The organism is Adhaeribacter radiodurans, assembly GCF_014075995.1.
Taxonomy (GTDB): Bacteria; Bacteroidota; Bacteroidia; order Cytophagales; family Hymenobacteraceae; genus Adhaeribacter; species Adhaeribacter radiodurans.
In genome coordinates, this window is sequence record NZ_CP055153.1 from 3,393,175 (window position 1) to 3,411,813 (window position 18,639).

Consider the following 18,639-nt stretch of genomic DNA (forward strand, 5'->3'; position numbering starts at 1 on the left):
ATTAACTAGTTTAATATCAAAGCCCTATTGTAGAAATTCCGACATCCAGTATATAGAATTAATTTTGTCTGGCTACTTAGTATTTACTAAATTACTAAATAAGTAATTTTAAAAAGCAGCCCATCCAATAAGCTTAAGCCATAGCCATAAGGAGCGAAATATTATTTGTCGGATCTTTCCGTCGGAAACAATTTTGCTACGTAGCAGAATTGTTTCCGACGGAATGACTCTAATACTTTAACGTAATTCAAGCATTTGCTCGCACTTCTCTTGCATTATCCTTGAAGCTCGAGCTAATATTATTAGTTATCAAAGATTTACCTTTATAAAGGTAACATTTTATAAGACAGACAAAATACTATTTACAGACAGTACAGGATAGTATTTCTCTGTATGTTCTGTTAATTACCATCTGCCAACTATCAACAAAACTTGCTATGAAAAAAAAATACGTATCAGGTATTTTTCTTGCTTTTCTAGTTCTTTATTCTTCCTTGTTGTATGGCCAAAATATAAACCCCGATATTTTACAGAAACGATGGGCGGCTTTTTGGCTTACGGTTCCGGATGCCTCCCCAGATGGCTATGGCGTATACTTGTTCCGGAAAACGGTGGAGTTAAACACCAAACCAACAACCTTTATCATTCATGTTTCGGCGGATAACCGTTATAAGTTATACGTGAATGAAAAACTGGTTTCTTTGGGCCCGGCCCGGGGCGATTTAAGCCATTGGAATTTTGAAACCGTGGATTTGGCACCTTACCTGAAAGCTGGTAAGAATATTTTAGCGGCACAAGTCTGGAATGAAGGCGAATATAAACCGGAAGCCCAGATTTCGTTCCGGACGGGTTTTATTCTCCAAGGCGCAACCGCTACCGAAGCAACTGTAAATACCAATAATACCTGGAAATGTACGCGGGATAATAGTTATGCGCCCTTAAAATTTAATGTGCGTTCTTACTATGTTGCCGGCGCCGGCGAAATCCGGAATATGGCGGCTCATCCTAAATCGTGGCAAAGCATAAACTTTAACGATGAGCCATGGCTTAAGCCCCAGCATATATTTAATGGGTTGCCCAAAACCCTTTTGGGTCCTTTTGGTACCACCAATGGCTGGATGCTGGTTCCATCCGGCATTCCTCAAATGGAGTTAAAAGATGAGCGGTTACTTAAAATGGTATCCGTAGAGGGCGGAGTAAAAATCGCGAAAAATTTCCCAACGCAAAAAACTGCAGTTACTATCCCGGCAAATTCGGCCATTACAATTCTACTAGACCAAACGTATTTAACCAATGCGTATCCCAACGTATTCTTTAATGGCGGAAAAGGAGCAGCCATTACGGTAAAATACGCAGAAACGCTGTATTCCAAATTTCCGGTTAAGGGAAACCGGAATGAAACCAAAGGAATGCAATTCTTAGGACGGACAGATAGCATTATATCGGATGGAACTAATGATCAAAGATTTACCCCTTTAACCTATCGCACTTACCGCTACGTTCAACTTAAAATTACGACGCAAAGCGAACCCCTGGTTTTAAATGATTTTTACGGCACGTTTACGGGTTATCCATTCGAGTTAAAAGCTTCCACGGCATCGGGCAGCGAAGAAATAAACAAAATTTTAAACATTGGTTGGCGTACCGCCCGGTTGTGTGCTACCGAAACCTATATGGATTGCCCGTATTACGAGCAATTGCAATACATCGGGGATGGTCGCATTCAGGCCTTAATTTCCTTATACAATACAGGTGATGACCGCCTGGTCAAAAATGCTATAAACCAAGCCGACTTTTCCCGGCAACCCGAAGGTGTTACTTTAAGTCGCCATCCATCTTACACGCCGCAGTACATACCTACCTTTTCCTTGTGGTACATTGGCATGTTGCACGATTACAGCAAGTATGGACCTGATAGTGAATTTGTAAAAAGTAAAATAAGTGGCACTCGTCAGATTCTGGATTATTTTAGAAATTACCAGCAAGCCGATGGTTCTTTAAAAAATGTGCCGCAATGGATGTTTACCGATTGGGTAGATGATAAAGAATGGCGGGCCGGGGTAGGCCCCATGAGTGCTAACGGTACCTCTGCCCTACTCGATTTACAATTGCTGTGGGCTTACCAATTAGCCGCCGACCTGGAAACAAAGTTCGGCAACCCGGCATTGGCCGCTCCATACGAAAAATCAATTACCCAATTAAAAAGTACCATTACCCAAAAATACCTAAATAAAGAGAAAAATTTATTTGCCGACCGGGAAGAAAAAGATACTTATTCCCAACATACCAACTCATTAGCCATACTAACCGGTATTGTTGCCCCCGCAGATATGCCAACCTTGGCGAAACAATTAATTACGAATACCAATCTGGCTCCGGCTTCTATTTATTTTAAATTTTATTTACACCAGGCCTTAATAAAAGCTGGTTTAGGCAACGATTATTTAAAATGGCTGGATAAATGGCGCGAAAACATCCAAATGGGATTAACCACTTGGGCTGAAACTTCGGATCTGGCCAAAACTCGCTCGGATTGTCACGCCTGGGGAGCCAGTCCCAACATCGAGTTTTACCGGACTATTCTGGGAATAGACAGCGATGGGCCAGCTTTTTCAAAAGTAAAAATTGAACCGCATCTGGGTGAAATTACCAACATTAGTGGCGAAATTCCTCATCCGCAAGGTAAAATTGCCGTGCAATATAAAGCCGATAAAAATAAGTGGAAAGTAGCCATAAACTTACCTAAAACGGTTACCGGAACTTTGGTCTGGAAAGGGAAAAGTATGCCTTTAAAGGCGGGAGTAAACCAATTTTCGCTTTAATTAATTTACCAATGTAACCTGCTAAAGGTTTTAACTTAAAGATTCATCTAAATCAAAAATGAATACCCTAAAAAGAAGACAATTCTTATCCCAACTATCCCTGGCTGCGGTTGGCACTGCCCTTTCGGGTAAATTATATGCCTCCTCGTTTTTAGATTCTAAACCCCTAATTGTTGAAGAGTTTGTTCAGACGGAAACAACTTACGGGAAAGTTAAAGGCTATCGATCGGAGGGCGTAAACATATTCAAGGGTATTCCTTACGCTGGAAAAACCTCCGGCAATAACCGGTTCCGACGCCCGGCAAAACTCGAACCGTGGACAGGCGTACGGGATGCCCTTCACCTGGGTGCTCCTGCTATACAAGCCCCGCGAAGAAATGAGCCGGAGCCATCGGAAGACTGCTTGTTTTTGAATGTCTGGACACCGGCCAGTGATAATAAAAAACGGCCGGTGATGTTTTACAATCATGGGGGAGGATTTGTAATTGGTTCGGGCGGTTCTGCCGGTCAGGACGGCGCTAACTTAGCCCGAAACTTTGATGTGGTGGTAGTAGAAACTAATCATCGTTTAGGCTTATTCGGATTTTTATACCTGGATGAAATTGCCGGGCCAGACTATGCCGGTTCGGGCAATATGGGATTATTGGATATAATTGATGGTTTAAAGTGGGTACACGAAAACATCGCCCAGTTTGGTGGTAACCCGGATAATGTAATGATTTGGGGTGAATCAGGCGGGGGAGCAAAAACCTCTTGTTTGTATGCTATGCCAGCGGCAGCACCGTATTTTAATAAAGCATCTATCGAAAGTGGTCCGGGTGTGCGCATGATGGATAAGGAAACTGCCCATGAAAATACCTTGCAGTTGTTGAAACAATTAAATATATCGGCTAACAACTGGCAGAAAATCCTGGAAGTGCCCGCTGCTGATTTATTAAGTATGCAAGCAAAATTGCCGTTCGTGCCACCTTTTCTGGAGAAAAATAAAACCCAGGGCATGATGCGCCGAAACGCTGGTGGGTTTGGCCCCGTGGTGGATGGAAAAGCCCTTCCTCGTCATCCCTTCGACCCGGATGCGCCAGCTATTTCCCGAAACAAGCCTTTGTTGGTAGGCTGGAACGAAGATGAATACACCTTTTTTGCCTGGGAACGAAAAGATACCGAATCTTTCAAAATGGATTTTGACGGCCTATATCAAAAATTAGAGCCGCAGTATGGCCCCGCCGACACCAAGAAAATTATTGAAACTTACCGGAAAGCCCGGCCCAACGCCACTGCTCCCGATATTTTTGTTGCTATTTCTTCCATTACCATGATGGGCCTGGGTTCCATTGACATAGCCGAAAAGAAAGCTAGACAAAACGGCGCTCCGGTTTACCTGTACAATTTTGGCTATAAATCCGAAAACAAAATACCGGGTACAGATTACGCCATGGGAACACCGCACGCTATGGACATTTCCTTTAAGTTTAACAACGAAGTACCACCCAAAAATGGCGAGCCGGCCAAGCCAAGTTTCTTCGGCGGAAACCGGCCGGAACGATTTACTGCCTCGCACAACTTTGCGGAGTTATGGACCACTTTTGCCCGTACAGGCAAACCCGCCGCCCAAAGTGCCCCGGTTTGGCCCGCTTATAATTTAAAAAACCGACCTACCATGCGCATTGATACTAAGTTGGAAGTAGTTAACAACCAATTTAAAGAAGAAGTGGAAATGTGGCGTTCCATCGGGAGAATATAATCAGCAATTTATTTATTAAATAGAGATTGCTGTAAAAACAACTTTTTTAAATTAATAAACTAGACCTTGGTACTATATTAAAAGAAACGGTACAGGATTGTTCAGCAATAAGTCTAATGGCAAAATATACTAGCTATAGTGGTGAAAAGAGAAGTTATCCTCTTTAACGGGTTACAGCTTTCTACACCTTTGATCCATAATTAATTTAAAGAATAGGCCGTTATTAGGATAGGTAAATTAAAAAACCAGTCAGAATGAATCACTATCTAGTGTACTTTCTGACTGGTTTTATTTAAATGAAATTAATTAGGCTACTTCACTATCTTCCGCACAGTTATATTTAGACCCTTCTTGCCTGACAGTAACAAGTATTTACCTAATACAAAAAATAGTCTGCGGTTTACTTTTTAAGGCTAAAAAAGTGGTTGTATAAGGTGAGTTTAGTGGTTAAAGCCAGGATAGTAATTTACAATTTACTTTAAGCTATTTCTAATCTGTTAAATAAATCAGGAAATAGTCTTATTTCATATTGATTAACCTTTAAAGTTAAGTTGAACCGAGTTTAACTAAATAGCAATTAAGGCGCGAAATACTTTACTTGCACCCAATCCCAAGCGCGAGTCTCCGTTTTGCTTTCCGGATTATTCATGTAATCTATAATGGCGTCCCGTTTAGCGATATCCCTTAATAATCCATATTCATTCAGCTCTACCCCAAATTGACTGGATACATCCTGCCCTAAATTCTGGAGTAGAAAAGAGTCCAAAACTAAGCTACCCAATTCATTAGAGCAATTCTGGATAATATCATAACCAATTACTTTTCCCTTTTCCGGAGACATAGTCAAAATAGCTTTCTCCATCTGCTTATAAATTGCCTTGTCATACTCCTGTGGATTAGTTTTTAATTCCTGCCATAGTTTTACTAATTCTTGTTCGGAATACGAAACCGAGAGAATATAAGTATCCGGCAGATAAGAAAAGAACCGATTGCGGTATTCCTGAGCCAGCTTTAGATCGGTGAAGGTCATTCCCCACCTTAATTTACCTGCCTGGTATTGATCCGTCACCCAGTTACGGATTTCCATCAAATTAAGATCGGGTAGCTGCAAATAAGCTTTCAGCGCCGCATCATCTGCTTTCAAGTTGGTTCCGTGGTAGTGGACCCAACCCGGGTAACCCGGTATATCTCCATAAACAAAAGCCCAATGTCCGAGCAGGTTATCATTAAAGGCCTGACACACGGTGAAAAGTTGCTGAAAAAGAGGTGGGGCAAACCCGTAGTTCTTTAGCCGCATTACATAATAAGCTTCCATTGGATAACTCATCTGACTAACAAATTATAAAAGGTTTAAAGCAGAAACCACCCAGTCATTAACCTGAGCAATTATGAATTAAATTGCTGCACCCGGAATTATTAAAAATATACTGCTTGCCTATTAGGCAAGGGGTACAAACATTTAATAAATTTCTAAAGGAAAATCCGTATACCAGAATCCATCAGGTAGCTGGTGGCAGAGGGGATGGTACTACATTTTTAACGGGCTTCAAAGACTTTAAATAAGCAAATACAGCTTCAATATCCTGATCTGTTAGGGTAGCATAATTAGGCCACGGCATGGGCGGCAGCAGCATGCGCGTATTATCTTTACCCTTGTACTTGCCCTCCCGGAGCGCCTTTTTGAAATTTTCTAAAGTCCAGTTGCCTATACCTGTAGCGTCAGGGGTAAGATTAGCGGCAAAAGATGTTCCCCAGGGACCTACGGCTGCCGTGTTGTTGCTATTAAACAACACCCATCCGTTTTTTGAAGCGCTTCCCCCCTGCGTCGGCAACTTTTCTTCTGCTATATGGCCTGCTAGCAAATACCTTTTATCTGGTACGGGTCCCCGATCAGTCATAGTTTTAGGGGAATGGCAATCATTGCACCCGCCTACGGCTACCAGGTACTTGCCTCTTTCCACCAGTTCCTTTTGTCCCACAACCATGTTCCGGGCTTCTTTTTGGGTGGTATTACTTTCACTGTTGGCCTGCTCGCAAGAGGTCAGCAAAACCACGGCACTTACAATAATTAAAGTATTCTTCATCAAGTTTTAGGTTTATTTCTTAAGCAAATTAATTTGATACAGCGCCTCCAGTATTACCGTAAAGGTGCTAACTAGAACCTATTCCCGAGGTTAATTAAAAACTCCAGGTAGGTATAAGAGGTAAATTAAATGGGTTAGTAAAAGGGTTATTGGCCTGCAGTAAACTTTGCTGCGCCCAAAAATATTTTAGTCGCAGCAAAAGAATACCTTATGCAATTAATTGGTTAGCGTTAACAGATAATTCGTCGGCATTATAGGTTTTGCCAAGAATTAGAAGTAGGTCAAAACTTATTTAAAAGCAGCTTTTATTTTTACTATTTATTTAAAATAAACAAACTATTCATTGGTAACTTTAAATATTTTCCCGTCAGTTATGCTGTTTACATAATACGTTAAAGGGCCGCTTCTCACAATAGCCGTTGGCTGGTTGATGGCAGAACCAAAGGAGGCCTGTCCGTTATCGGCGGCTACTACTATTCTACCGGTGTTGGGTGTAAATCCTTGTTGGCCAAATTGCGCATGTTCCACTACTACGGGGTTATATGCCGGATCAAACGTCATATCGGTTAAGGTGGTAAATCCTTCCTGATACAAGGTATATTTACCCTTAAGGTCTACTGAATAAATCCGGGCTTCTCCTTTCGGGAAAGGAAAACCAGTTAAAGTAGTAACATAAAACCGTTGTTCGTTGAAGCCAATACCCGTAGGAACCACGTCGAGGGTAGGAGGACCAACCGGAGTAGGATTTTTAATATCTGTAAAGGTAGTAAATACGTATAACTTGCCGGCGGGCGTGCGGCGAATAATGGCGTTGGCACTCGCATCGGTTATATACAAATTATCTTCCGGACCTACGGTCAAACTATAAGGATTCGAAACCAGGGGCTTTTCTTTAAACGGATAATTCAAAACAAATTTACCTATATTTTGCCTTTGGAGACTGCTTGCCTTAACTGCTTTATCGCCGTTTTTATAGTTGCTGATATCGGCGATGTATAAAATACCATTGGTATGCAAAATGTAAACTTTATTATCTTTTACTAATAAATGGTTTAAGCCTACAATATCCGGGCTGGCTGACTCAATAAAAGAAGGAAAACCTACTACCACTACGTGTTTTTTTCCATTTGAATCAAATACGGATAATTTCCCGTCGTCTTTGCCGGTTCCAATTTCAGTAACCCACAACTGTTGATTGGCATCCAATGCCAAGCCAACTGGCCGGTTGAGTTTGCTGGCAAACTCCTTGTTTTTAACGGGTTTAGGTTCCACAGTATCCAGGTACTCATAAAATTCTCGGCAGCCGGTTACTAGCAGTAAACTTAGACTAAAAAGCAATGTTGTTACTTTTAATTTCATGTAAATTGAGTTTAAGTTAGAGATATAGTTTTAATTAGGTACTGGATTGCTTTTGGAAAAATTTTGACAATGTGCCTGTGTTCTCGACACAATGACTTTAATTTAAAATAGTAACTTTTAAAGGTGGTTTAAACCGCAAACCTTATGGTTGATTTAAACGCTTTTCCGAATTTAGCGGGCTTACCCAATAAGGTAGAACAATCTACATTGCATCGTAAAAGGCCTAAATCGTTGATGACCTAAGGTAAACTTTTCACCAGCTTTATGGTAAGGTATAGCTAGCCTTGTACGTGTTAAAAAAGCATCAATGCTTACTAAGTTGGTAATATAAACATATGTTTATGTAGACCGGAATACGCCAAAATAGGTAAAAACCTGCTCGTTGAAATATGAATTGACTTCTTTGCCGATGGTTCTAATGACTGTAATATGTAATAGATTCATAATTTTCAGGTAAAGAATGAAGAATTAAAACACAACCGAACTATTACTTTATAAGCGGCTGATCGGGCGATAATCCTTAAATATGACTTTAGGAGCGATATAGGTAGACTTCACTCGTTCATTCCGAACCAGGTCGGTACTCAGGTATTTTTTATTACAATCGCACAGGACAGTCACCACATGAGCATCAGGACCCATTTCCTGTTGTAGCTTAATGGCACCGACCAGGTTCGCACCCGACGAAATACCTACCGCGATGCCCAGTTCCCGGGCCAGCTTCTGCGCCATTAGTATAGCGTCGCCATCGCTGGCCTGCAATACCTGATCTAATTCATTTAATTTTAAAATACCGGGAACAAACTCATCAAAGAGGCCCTGAATGCGGTGCGTTCCGGTTTTATAACCTACGGATAGGGTAGGCGATTCAGCTGGCTCAACTGGATGGATTTGAACATCCACGTTTCGGGATTTTAGATAGCGGCCTACACCCATAACCGTTCCTCCAGTACCGACACCGGCCACAAAGGCATCCGGTATAACATCAACACTCTGCAGCTGAAGCCAGATTTCTTTACCTGTTGTCAGGCGGTGGGCTTCCGTATTATCTCTATTAGCAAACTGACGGGGCAAAAAGATGCGCGGGTCGCACGCGGCCATCTCTTCGGAGCGTTGAATAGCACCCATGAAACCGCCTTCTGCTTTGGTAAATAGCACGACTTCAGCTCCCAGACTCCGAATAATAGCAATACGTTCCTGGCTTACACCTTCGGGCATGATAATCGTAACGGGGTGCCCCAGCGCCCGACCGATGGCCGAAAAGGCAATACCCGTACTGCCGCTGGTAGCTTCCACAATACGGTCGCCTGGTCTGATTTTTCCTTCCCGATATGCCTGTTGCAATACATAAAGCGCCATCCGGTCTTTCATGCTGCCGGTCAAATTGTATTGCTCACATTTTACGTAGAGCGAACGGGGCTGTCCTTCAAAGGTGTAGAATAATTCCAGCATGGGCGTGTTGCCAACCAGGTACCAGAGCCGTTCAAACTTTTTCTGAACAGCAGGTGTCAGGGCCGTTTCTGTTAATAAGAAATTATCTTCAGAATACGGAAAGCTTTGATAACCAATAGGAAGGACATGCATAGGTGCGCGGTTTTAAGTAGAAAAAGAAAATAAAAGCATTAGTAACGGAGAAATGGTAGTTATAAAAGAAATATCCTGTTGGGCGTTCTGAACATTAATTTGTTACAACTTCCCTGGGTTCTTTGGTTATAGGTAAACTGTTAATTAACTTAGTCTTGGCCGCTAATTTTTATTTAAAAACCAGTTTAAAGTAACTTGTAGCGATTGTATTATTTCGCTTTTTGTACAAATTGCGATAAACCAATAACCAACCCGGTTAATGCTATTATTCCTAGGGCCAAAAACATATAGGCACCTTTCGTAATATTGGCAATTGTCTTTTTTATTTCCGCGCGATCATTCACCTTAGGAAACGCGGATTCCGGCACTTGAACTTCCAGAAACTGACATAAAGGCTCCCATCCCTGGTCCACGGTAAAGATCAAGAGTCGGTTCGCGGGAACAGACGCTTTTATCTCTTCCACATGCTCCAAGTAGCGAGCTATTGCGGCATCCTTATCTTGCATTGTTCCTTTATGGGAGCGCTGCCAGATCAATTTAGACGACATGTTTCCCATTTTCTTAGCAAAAGGGGTAAATAGCTTCAGGAAATTAAATTGCCACATGCTTTCGGTAAAATAAATCGTATCCATGGTACTTTCATACCAGGCCTCTGGTCCCCGGGGGTGAAGCGTAACTAATACTTTAGCATCCGGATATGTTTTCAGCAATTCTCGCCAGACGCAACAGCCGGGATTATCTACGGTAGCCGTATAATTGGCAAACACCTCTTCCCAATCATGCTGCTGACCTGCCGGCGCATTCGCCACGCGATTCCAGAAATCAAGATGAGTTTTGTTCTCTTTGTTTTCAATCACTTCAAACATATGGTAACAAGGAAAGCCCAAGGTGTTTAAAGCTTGATAAGTAGACAAGGTACCTGTTCGTCCAAATCCGGCTCCAATGATTTTTAAACTCGTGCTATGTTTTTTAAATACGCTACTATGGATTACGCTTAGGTATTAACAACTCGGCCAACAGCCGGGGCATTAAATCAAGAACCAGCCAAATGCCCCCACCCTAATTAAACCTCCAGGCCGGTTGTATCACAAGATTTGTTTACTGCACCAACCGACATCCAATTTTAACAAGGCTCAAGGGTTCGACCGGAGCAGAAACACCCTGGGATGGACCTTATTTGCCATCTTTTGTGGGTGAGCCTAAAAAGGGTAGAAAGTATTTGCATAGTATGGCAGTTTTAAAGTAAAAGCTAGAAAAATGGCGCGATTCACTTCAAGCTAAATCTGCTTCTAGTATTAATCAGTTAATAAGTATTATAGGTCAGAAGAATAAGTCAAACCTACTAACTTTCAAATATTTACCCAATTTTAGCCCGGGACAAAAGCGTGGACAAATTCAAAAACCCTGTTCTGAGTCTGGAAATCAACTTTAAAGAATATAGTTGTGCCTTAGAACTAAGAAGATTTAGAAGATCCTTTCCGGACTTCAAATATTTTTTTGTACTTTAACCGCTGGGTTTTCGATTATGTATCAGCAACTTACTACGCTTTCAGGCCGGCTTTTTTCTCTATTCCTCTTATTGCTGCTTTATTCTAGCTCCCTGGCTCAAACCCGGTTCCTAACTCAAGTTCCTTCTTCGCAGCGCTTACCCTTGTTTTGGCGTTACTGCTCCGATCAGTTAATTTCGGATTGGGATTCTACAAACAGCCACCATTTTCTGCAAACCGTCGTGCACACTGCTGACAGCCTGGGGGATAAAAGATTAAAAGCTTACGCCGAACACTTTCAGCGGTGCTACCGCATTCCTTTTTCCGAAAACAACAAACAATACTTTCCCCGGGGCGATTACCGGCCCGCGGTGGCGCAACTGGCGCGTACCAAATCCTGGGCTTTGCAAAAAGGCTACCCGGATATTGCTGCTTCCTGCGACCATTATACCGGTCAAATTTACTTTTTAGAAGCCCAATACGGACCCGCCTTCGAATATTTACTCCAGGCGCAAACAGCTTTTCAAAAAATAGGCTACCATCAGGTGCCTAATGCTTCGGGCTACCTGTCGGATCTGGGCTTGTATTATTACCGGTTTGAGGATTACGATAAAGCTCTGGCGGCATATTTAACTGCTACCAAGTATTCCTTTTACCTGCCCCGCACCGAAATAAATACCTACAATACCATTGGATTAATCTATGCCAAACAACATCGTTGGCCACAAGCCCGGCTATTTTATCGGAAAACCATGGCTCGGGCGGCGGCTTTAAACATGCTGGTATGGGTGGGCATTGGAGCTGGTAACCTGGGGCAAACCTTTGTGGCTCAAAAACAAAATGATTCTGCACTTTTTTATTTACGCCGCAGCTATCAGATTACAAGCCAAATTGTTAACCGGGCCCCGGAAGATGCCGCTTATACTGCCTTGGCGCTGGCAACCGTTTTTGTCCGGAAGCAGCAACTAGATAGTGCCGGGTATTACCTAACCGTTGGTCAGAAGTTAGCGCAGGAATATATCCGGGAACCAACTGGTTTTTTAGAATTTCGCAAACGTCTTTTACAAGTATCGGTAGATTTAAACAAAGCGGCTGGAAAGTATTCTAACGCATTATATTTTTCCGATGCGCTCAACCAGGTAAAGGACAGCTTGCAGCAGGTATTGGACGCTAAAATCCTGAACCGGGCGGTAAATAAAGCAGAGACTAAACGTCACCAGGCCGAAGTAAACTTGCTGGAGAGTGAAAAAAGTCTGAGCCGCTTGCGCTATTCCGTAATATTGGGCACCTTTCTGTCACTTCTTATAATTGGAGGTTTGCTTTTCAACCGCATTCGGATGCGTCAAAAAAAGCAAGTAGAACTTGCTCAAAAAGAGTTGCAGTACGCCCAAGAAGCTCTAAATGCTTATGTGCAGGCTTTGAAAGAGAAAACAGCTTTGGTCGATAATTTATCTGCCCAACTGCCAACAACTCCCGATAAGTCTGATTCGGATCAACTTGCTTTAAAAATTAATAATTTAGTAGCCAGCACCATGCTCACTGAGGAAGCCTGGCAGCACTTCTGGCGCTTATTTGAACAGGTTTATCCGGGCTTTATGTACCGGTTAAAGAAGAAGTTTCCGGACCTTTCGCCGGCCGAAACCCGGTTGTTAATTTTAACCAAGTTCAACTTATCTACCCGCGAAATGGCCCATACTTTGGGCATCTCGGGAGAATCTATTCGCAAAGCCCGCTATCGGCTACGCAAAAAGTTGAACCTGGAAGAAGAAGCCAGCCTTGATGCTTTAATTCAAAATATTTAATAAATACTAAAGTAACATAACAAACAGTTGTTCCCTTGGGAAATCCTAAATTCAAAGGGGTATAAAACTTCCAGAAAGCAGATGCCCTACGCTTGAGAAAACACTAGATCTTGCAGCTATCAGGCTCCCGCTGGATAATAGATTATTTACTTTATTTTATTAAAAGCAACGGTATTTTTTATAGTAGGCGCTTACTATTCCCCCTTTTGTTATTAGGATCCCGCTCTTGTTAAAATATTTAAAATTCTTAATTATTGGTTTGATTACTATTACCTGACCCGGAATAAGGGTCAATGCCTTTATATAATAAGAAAACCAGAAACCGAGAAGTTATTCAGGTAAACGCCTATAGGATAAGAACCTAACCAAGATGTTGTTAGCTAGCATAACTATGATATTGAACCTATACATAGACCACAATAATTATCCTCAGCATGATAAGATCTGCTAGGTTGAAGGTCTTTCATATTATCCAAGTGAAAATAGACTTGGCTGATATTTAATTCTTACCGTAAGAGGAGAAAACAAACATTATAAATTAAATAAGGCTATCCTCATTAGAGTAATGGCCGGTTTAAATACAAAAAAGAAAATTTAAAAACTATGGAAGTAAAAGAAGTAAAAGCATTTGGTACCGAAGCAGCAGACTTACCATTAAATGGAATGAATATTAACCGCCGGAAGCCTACCCCACACGATGTGGAAATAGAAATTCTGTACTGCGGCGTTTGCCATTCCGATCTACATACCGCCCGGAGTGAATGGGGACCTTCACTCTATCCTTGCGTACCCGGCCACGAAATTGTAGGTAAGGTGGTTAGTGTTGGCGGTCATGTTAGTAAATATAAAGTAGGCGACCTGGTGGGTGTTGGCTGTATGGTCGATTCTTGTCGGGAATGTGACTATTGTACAGAAGGATTGGAGCAATATTGTGCAGTTGGCAACGTAGGAACTTACAATTCTCCTGACAATAATCTTCCCGGCAATCCAACTTTTGGCGGGTATTCTGAAAGCATTGTGGTAGATGAAAACTTTGTATTACGTATTCCGGAAAACCTCGATCCTGCCGCCGCCGCTCCCTTGCTTTGCGCCGGTATCACTACTTACTCTCCCCTACGCCATTGGAATGTTGGTCCGGGTAAAAAAGTAGGTGTTGTGGGCATTGGTGGTTTGGGCCATATGGGTCTTAAAATCGCCAAAGCTATGGGCGCCCAGGTAGTAGCGTTTACTACCTCCGAATCGAAATTTGAAGAAGCCAAAAGGTTAGGTGCCGACGAAGTGGTACTATCAATAGATCCTGAACAGATGACTGCGTACCGCGGCAAACTACATTTTATTTTGGATTGTGTTTCGGCAGAGCATGATATTAATGCTTATCTGGCTTTACTTCGGGTAGATGGTTCGCTGGCCCTGGTAGGAGCGCCGGAGCATCCGCTTCCTGTTGCTGCTTTCAGCCTTATTCCGGGCCGTAAAAGCTTTGCCGGTTCTATGATTGGCGGTATTGCCGAAACGCAGGAAATGCTTGAATTCTGCGCCGAGCACAACATCCCTGCCGATATTGAGATGATCGACATCCAGAATATTAATGAATCCTACGAACGTTTATTGAAAGGCGATGTAAAATATCGCTTCGTGATTGACATGGCCTCTTTAAAAAGCTGATAGTTCCTTGACAGGAATGAGATCAGGTTTTGAAAAATGCAGAACGAATAAGCGTGCGTATAAATAGGAATAGTAAATCTCCCTAATAATGGCTCCTGAAAAATCACCCAAACCGCAACAAGAAGTCCAGCAGCCCGATGAAGGACGGAGAAACTTTTTAAAGCAATCTTCCCTTCTGACCGCTCTTGCTGTGGCTCCTCCTTCTTTATTAAAAGCCGCTGAATTAAGATGGGACGAAAAAGCAGTTTCTTATTTTGAGAAGGTACCCCTTTCCCTGGAAGTAAATGGCAAGGCTCAACAATTAACAGTTGAGCCCAGGGTTACCCTGCTCGACTTGCTACGGGAGCAACTGGCACAAACCGGCACTAAAAAAGGCTGCGACCATGGGCAGTGCGGGGCTTGCACGGTGCATGTAGATGGGAAGCGGGTACTTTCCTGCTTATCGCTGGCCGTAATGCAGGATGGCAAAAAAGTAACTACCATTGAGGGTTTAGCCAACGTAGATCAACTGCATCCTATGCAGGAATCCTTTATTAAACACGACGGTTTTCAGTGCGGCTATTGCACCCCCGGGCAGATAATGTCTGGGATTGCCTGTATCCGGGAAGGCCATGCCAATTCCGAAGATGAGATACGCGAATACATGAGCGGTAATATTTGCCGCTGCGGCGCTTATCCCAACATTGTGAAAGCCATTACAGAGGTTAAACAGGGAGGGCAAAAAGTATGATTAATTTTGAATACAGTCGGGTTTCCACTCCCAAAGCAGCAGTAGATGCCCTGGTAAAAGAAAGTAAGGCGCAATGGATTGCTGGCGGCACTAACCTGGTGGACTTGATGAAAAAAGGCGTAACTATTCCGGAAAAGCTCATCGATATCAACAACCTGCCTTTAAAAGAAATAAAAAAAGAAGGCAATAAGCTACATATTGGGGCTCTGGCTCTTAACAGCGAGGTGGCCGAGAATGAATTGGTGCGAAAGGAACAGCCCTTACTATCTTTAGCACTGCAGGCGGGTGCTTCGCAGCAAATCCGGAACATGGCTACCGTGGGCGGTAATATGATGCAGCGTACCCGCTGTCCTTATTTTTACAATACGGATATGCCCTGCAACAAAAGAGAACCTGGAACCGGTTGCGGCGCCTTAAAAGGGTTTAACCGGATGCACGCTATCTTCGGAACTTCGGAAAATTGCATTGCCGTTCACCCTAGCGATATGTGCATTGCCTTGGTGGCCTTAGATGCTACCGTACTCGTGACCGGACCTAGAGGGGACCGCCGTATTCCATTTCAAAACTTCCACCGCTTACCCGGCGACACGCCGCAAAAGGACAATACCCTGGAAAGAGGCGAATTAATTACGGGTATCGAAATACCGGATAACTCTTTTAAAGAACACGTGCATTACTTAAAAGTCCGGGACCGTACGTCTTATGCCTTTACCTTAGTGTCGGTAGCTGTTGCTGTAGATTTACAGGGAGATACCATTAAGGATGTTCGGTTAAGCATGGGTGGAGTCGCGCACAAACCGTGGCGCCTGACGGAAGCAGAAATTTTTTTAAAGGGAAAAACAGCTTCTGAGGCCACATTCCGGCAAGCCGCGGAACTGGCCCTGAAAGGCGCACATGGATATGGGCACAACAACTTTAAACTAAAACTAGCCCCGAACACCGTAGTAGAGGCATTGAAAACAGCTACCAGAAAAGCATAATAATGTATTTATGGAAAAGGATTTCTTCTTCGATAAGAAACAAAACAATCCTATTAGCCGGGTAGATGGCCGAGCCAAAGTAACCGGAACGGCTACCTATGCTGCCGAACACAAAGTACCCAACCTAGTTTATGGATTTTTAGTAGGCAGTACCATTGCTAAAGGTCGGATTAAAAGCTTGGATACTAAAAGTGCCGAACAGGCACCTGGGGTATTAGCAGTTATTACGCATGTAAATGCCCCCAAAATACCGGGCTACCAAACCGGGAAAGATCCTTCTAAACCACCTACTGCCGGACAGCCTTTACGCATTTTTTACAATAATGAAATATTATATTACGATCAACCCATTGCGTTAATCATTGCCGATTCTTACGAACGGGCATTGTTTGCCGCCAAATTGGTGAAAGCACAATACGAAAAAGAAGCGCACCAAACTAATCTCAAAACTAACCTGAGTAAAGCCAGAATTCCATCAGGTCCGCGGAAAGAAGATTATAACCGAGGGGAAGCAGATGCTTATAAAAATGCCCCCGTGAAAATAGAGCAGGAATATTACCATCCCGTGGAAGTGCACAACCCCATGGAACTGGGAAGCATTATTGCCCGTTGGGATGGCCCCGATAAAGTAACTGTGTATACCAAAACCCAGGGTGTAGAATCTACCCGGAATTCCATCAAGGATGCTTTTAAATTAAATCCGGAAAATATTACGGTGCAAGCGGAGCACATTGGCGGTGCTTTTGGGATGGGCTTGCGCACCTGGCCCTACGAAATTGCAGCTATTATGGGGGCTCAAAAAGTAGGCAAGCCCCTGAAATTAGTTTTACACCGGGAACAGATGTTTACCAACGTAGGGTATCGTCCGGAAACTATTCAAAAAGTAAGCATGGGCGCTACTGCGGATGGGAAACTAGTTGGTATCACCCACGAAGCTACGGCGAACACTTCGACTTATGAAGAATTTACCGAAGCTACCGTAAATATTACCCAGTTTATGTATGCTTGTCCGAACGTGGCCACCCGTTACCGGCTGGTACCCTTAAACGTTTGTACGCCTATCTGGATGAGAGGACCAGGCGAAGCAACCGGCGCTTTTGCCCTGGAGTCTGCCATGGACGAACTGGCGCATGAATTAAAATTAGACCCCATTGAATTTCGCTTGCGTAATCACTCTGATACTGATCCGGAGCACAACCGGCCCTGGTCGAGCAAACACTTGAAAGAATGTTACCAGATGGGAGCTGAGAAAATTGGCTGGAAAGATCGGCAGCTACAACCCAAAATGGTTAAAGACGGCGACTGGCTGATAGGTTACGGTATGGGTACCGGCTCATTTGGGGCCATGCGCTGGGTAGCCACCGTAAAAGGAAAACTGCAACCAGATGGCAAGTTGTTGTTACAATGTTCGGTAAACGATATGGGTCCGGGTACAGCTACGATGATGACCGTCGTTGCCTCGGAAGCAATGGGTTTAGCACCCGATAAAATTACTATACAAATGGGAAGCACCAAGTTGCCACCCGGCCCGATGCAAGGAGGATCTAACGTTACCTCAACAGTAGGTTCGGCTGTACACGATGTTTGTGCCGAATTGAAACAGCAGATTGCCGCCCTAGCCAGCAAAACAGGTAGCGTTTTTCATAAAGCCAAGAATCCTGATGTAAAAGCAGAAGACTTAATTTTCTCTGACAATAGCATAGCTTTAAAGAAAAATCCTTCCGTTAAAGTTTCGTACATCGATCTGTTCCGGCAAAACAATTTACCTGCCCTGGAGCTTACCAAAGAATCCAAAGGTCAGGAACAGCCTTATTCCATGTATTCGTTCTCAGTACATTTTGTAAAACTTAGGGTTCATCCCGCCACTGGCCGGATTAAAATTGACCACGTGGTGTCCTGTGCAGATGCAGGCACTATTGTTAGCCCGAAAACAGCGGCCAGTCAAATGATAGGTGGGGCCGTAGGTGGTATTGGCATGGCCTTAATGGAAGAACTGGTAGTAGATCACCGCTTTGGCCGACCTATTAACAACAACCTAGCCGATTACCATGTGCCGGTCAATGCCGATATTCCCCCGATAGATGTGTTATTCGTGAATAAAAAAGATCCTTTTACCAATCCCATGGGTTCGAAAGGCCTGGGAGAAATTGCCTTGGTGGGTATGGCACCGGCTATTGCCAACGCCGTATTCAATGCCACCGGCAAACGCATCCGATCTTTACCAATTACCCCGGATAAGCTGATAGAAGTATAAGAAAAGGGATTTCACATGCACTGTAATTACTAAAAATTTTATATTGTACATTGGTTTTATAGAAGGCGAAAGGACAGGGAAATTTGCTATTCAGAATTATTATGAATGGCTAGTTTTACTATCCATCATAAAAC

At 43.2% G+C, this 18,639-nt stretch carries 12 protein-coding genes; 7 read left to right on the forward strand and 5 right to left on the reverse strand.

All coding sequences use genetic code 11. From position 1 onward, the window contains the following. Positions 1 to 437 precede the first annotated feature (437 nt). The gene (locus tag HUW48_RS13780) at positions 438 to 2,822 is read left to right on the forward strand and encodes a family 78 glycoside hydrolase catalytic domain (protein ID WP_182416222.1); all 2,385 of its coding nucleotides are present in this window, start codon (positions 438 to 440) and stop codon (positions 2,820 to 2,822) included. Positions 2,823 to 2,880: 58 nt separating this feature from the next. Further along, positions 2,881 to 4,563: a carboxylesterase/lipase family protein gene (locus HUW48_RS13785; RefSeq protein ID WP_182416223.1), complete on the forward strand. Its 1,683-nt coding sequence runs from the start codon at positions 2,881 to 2,883 to the stop codon at positions 4,561 to 4,563. A 577-nt stretch (positions 4,564 to 5,140) separates the two neighbouring features. Here HUW48_RS13785 and HUW48_RS13790 read toward each other — a convergent pair. The 5 genes from HUW48_RS13790 to HUW48_RS13810 all read right to left on the reverse strand — a co-directional run bounded on the left by HUW48_RS13790 (position 5,141) and on the right by HUW48_RS13810 (position 10,579). After that, positions 5,141 to 5,890 (reverse strand): hypothetical protein, encoded by a 750-nt coding sequence (locus HUW48_RS13790; RefSeq protein ID WP_182416224.1) that lies wholly within the window; start codon positions 5,888 to 5,890, stop codon positions 5,141 to 5,143. Positions 5,891 to 6,062: 172 nt separating this feature from the next. Then, complete coding sequence (locus HUW48_RS13795) at positions 6,063 to 6,647, reverse strand: c-type cytochrome (protein WP_182416225.1); 585 nt, start codon at positions 6,645 to 6,647, stop codon at positions 6,063 to 6,065. 336 nt (positions 6,648 to 6,983) lie between these two features. After that, positions 6,984 to 8,006 carry a ScyD/ScyE family protein gene (locus HUW48_RS13800; RefSeq protein WP_182411505.1) on the reverse strand — a complete coding sequence of 341 codons (1,023 nt, stop codon included), beginning with the start codon at positions 8,004 to 8,006 and terminating at the stop codon, positions 6,984 to 6,986. 492 nt (positions 8,007 to 8,498) lie between these two features. Continuing rightward, positions 8,499 to 9,590: a PLP-dependent cysteine synthase family protein gene (locus tag HUW48_RS13805; protein WP_182411506.1), complete on the reverse strand. Its 1,092-nt coding sequence runs from the start codon at positions 9,588 to 9,590 to the stop codon at positions 8,499 to 8,501. A gap of 209 nt (positions 9,591 to 9,799) precedes the next feature. After that, positions 9,800 to 10,579, reverse strand: coding sequence for a sulfotransferase family protein (locus tag HUW48_RS13810; RefSeq protein WP_182416380.1), 780 nt, complete (start codon positions 10,577 to 10,579; stop codon positions 9,800 to 9,802). Between the two features lie 536 nt (positions 10,580 to 11,115). On the opposite strand from HUW48_RS13810, the gene HUW48_RS13815 reads away from it, so the two are divergent. The 5 genes from HUW48_RS13815 (at position 11,116) to HUW48_RS13835 (ending at position 18,505) form a co-directional block, all read left to right on the forward strand. Beyond that, positions 11,116 to 12,879, forward strand: a complete 1,764-nt coding sequence (locus HUW48_RS13815; protein ID WP_182411507.1) for a tetratricopeptide repeat protein — start codon at positions 11,116 to 11,118, stop codon at positions 12,877 to 12,879. A 603-nt stretch (positions 12,880 to 13,482) separates the two neighbouring features. Continuing rightward, positions 13,483 to 14,541, forward strand: coding sequence for an NAD(P)-dependent alcohol dehydrogenase (locus HUW48_RS13820; RefSeq protein WP_182411508.1), 1,059 nt, complete (start codon positions 13,483 to 13,485; stop codon positions 14,539 to 14,541). 88 nt (positions 14,542 to 14,629) lie between these two features. Next, positions 14,630 to 15,271 carry a (2Fe-2S)-binding protein gene (locus HUW48_RS13825; RefSeq protein ID WP_182411509.1) on the forward strand — a complete coding sequence of 214 codons (642 nt, stop codon included), beginning with the start codon at positions 14,630 to 14,632 and terminating at the stop codon, positions 15,269 to 15,271. Beyond that, entirely contained in the window at positions 15,268 to 16,251 is a 984-nt protein-coding gene (locus tag HUW48_RS13830) for an FAD binding domain-containing protein (RefSeq protein ID WP_182411510.1), read from the forward strand. The genes HUW48_RS13825 and HUW48_RS13830 overlap by 4 nt, the downstream gene beginning before the upstream one ends. A gap of 10 nt (positions 16,252 to 16,261) precedes the next feature. Continuing rightward, positions 16,262 to 18,505: a xanthine dehydrogenase family protein molybdopterin-binding subunit gene (locus HUW48_RS13835; protein WP_182411511.1), complete on the forward strand. Its 2,244-nt coding sequence runs from the start codon at positions 16,262 to 16,264 to the stop codon at positions 18,503 to 18,505. Positions 18,506 to 18,639 lie beyond the last annotated feature (134 nt).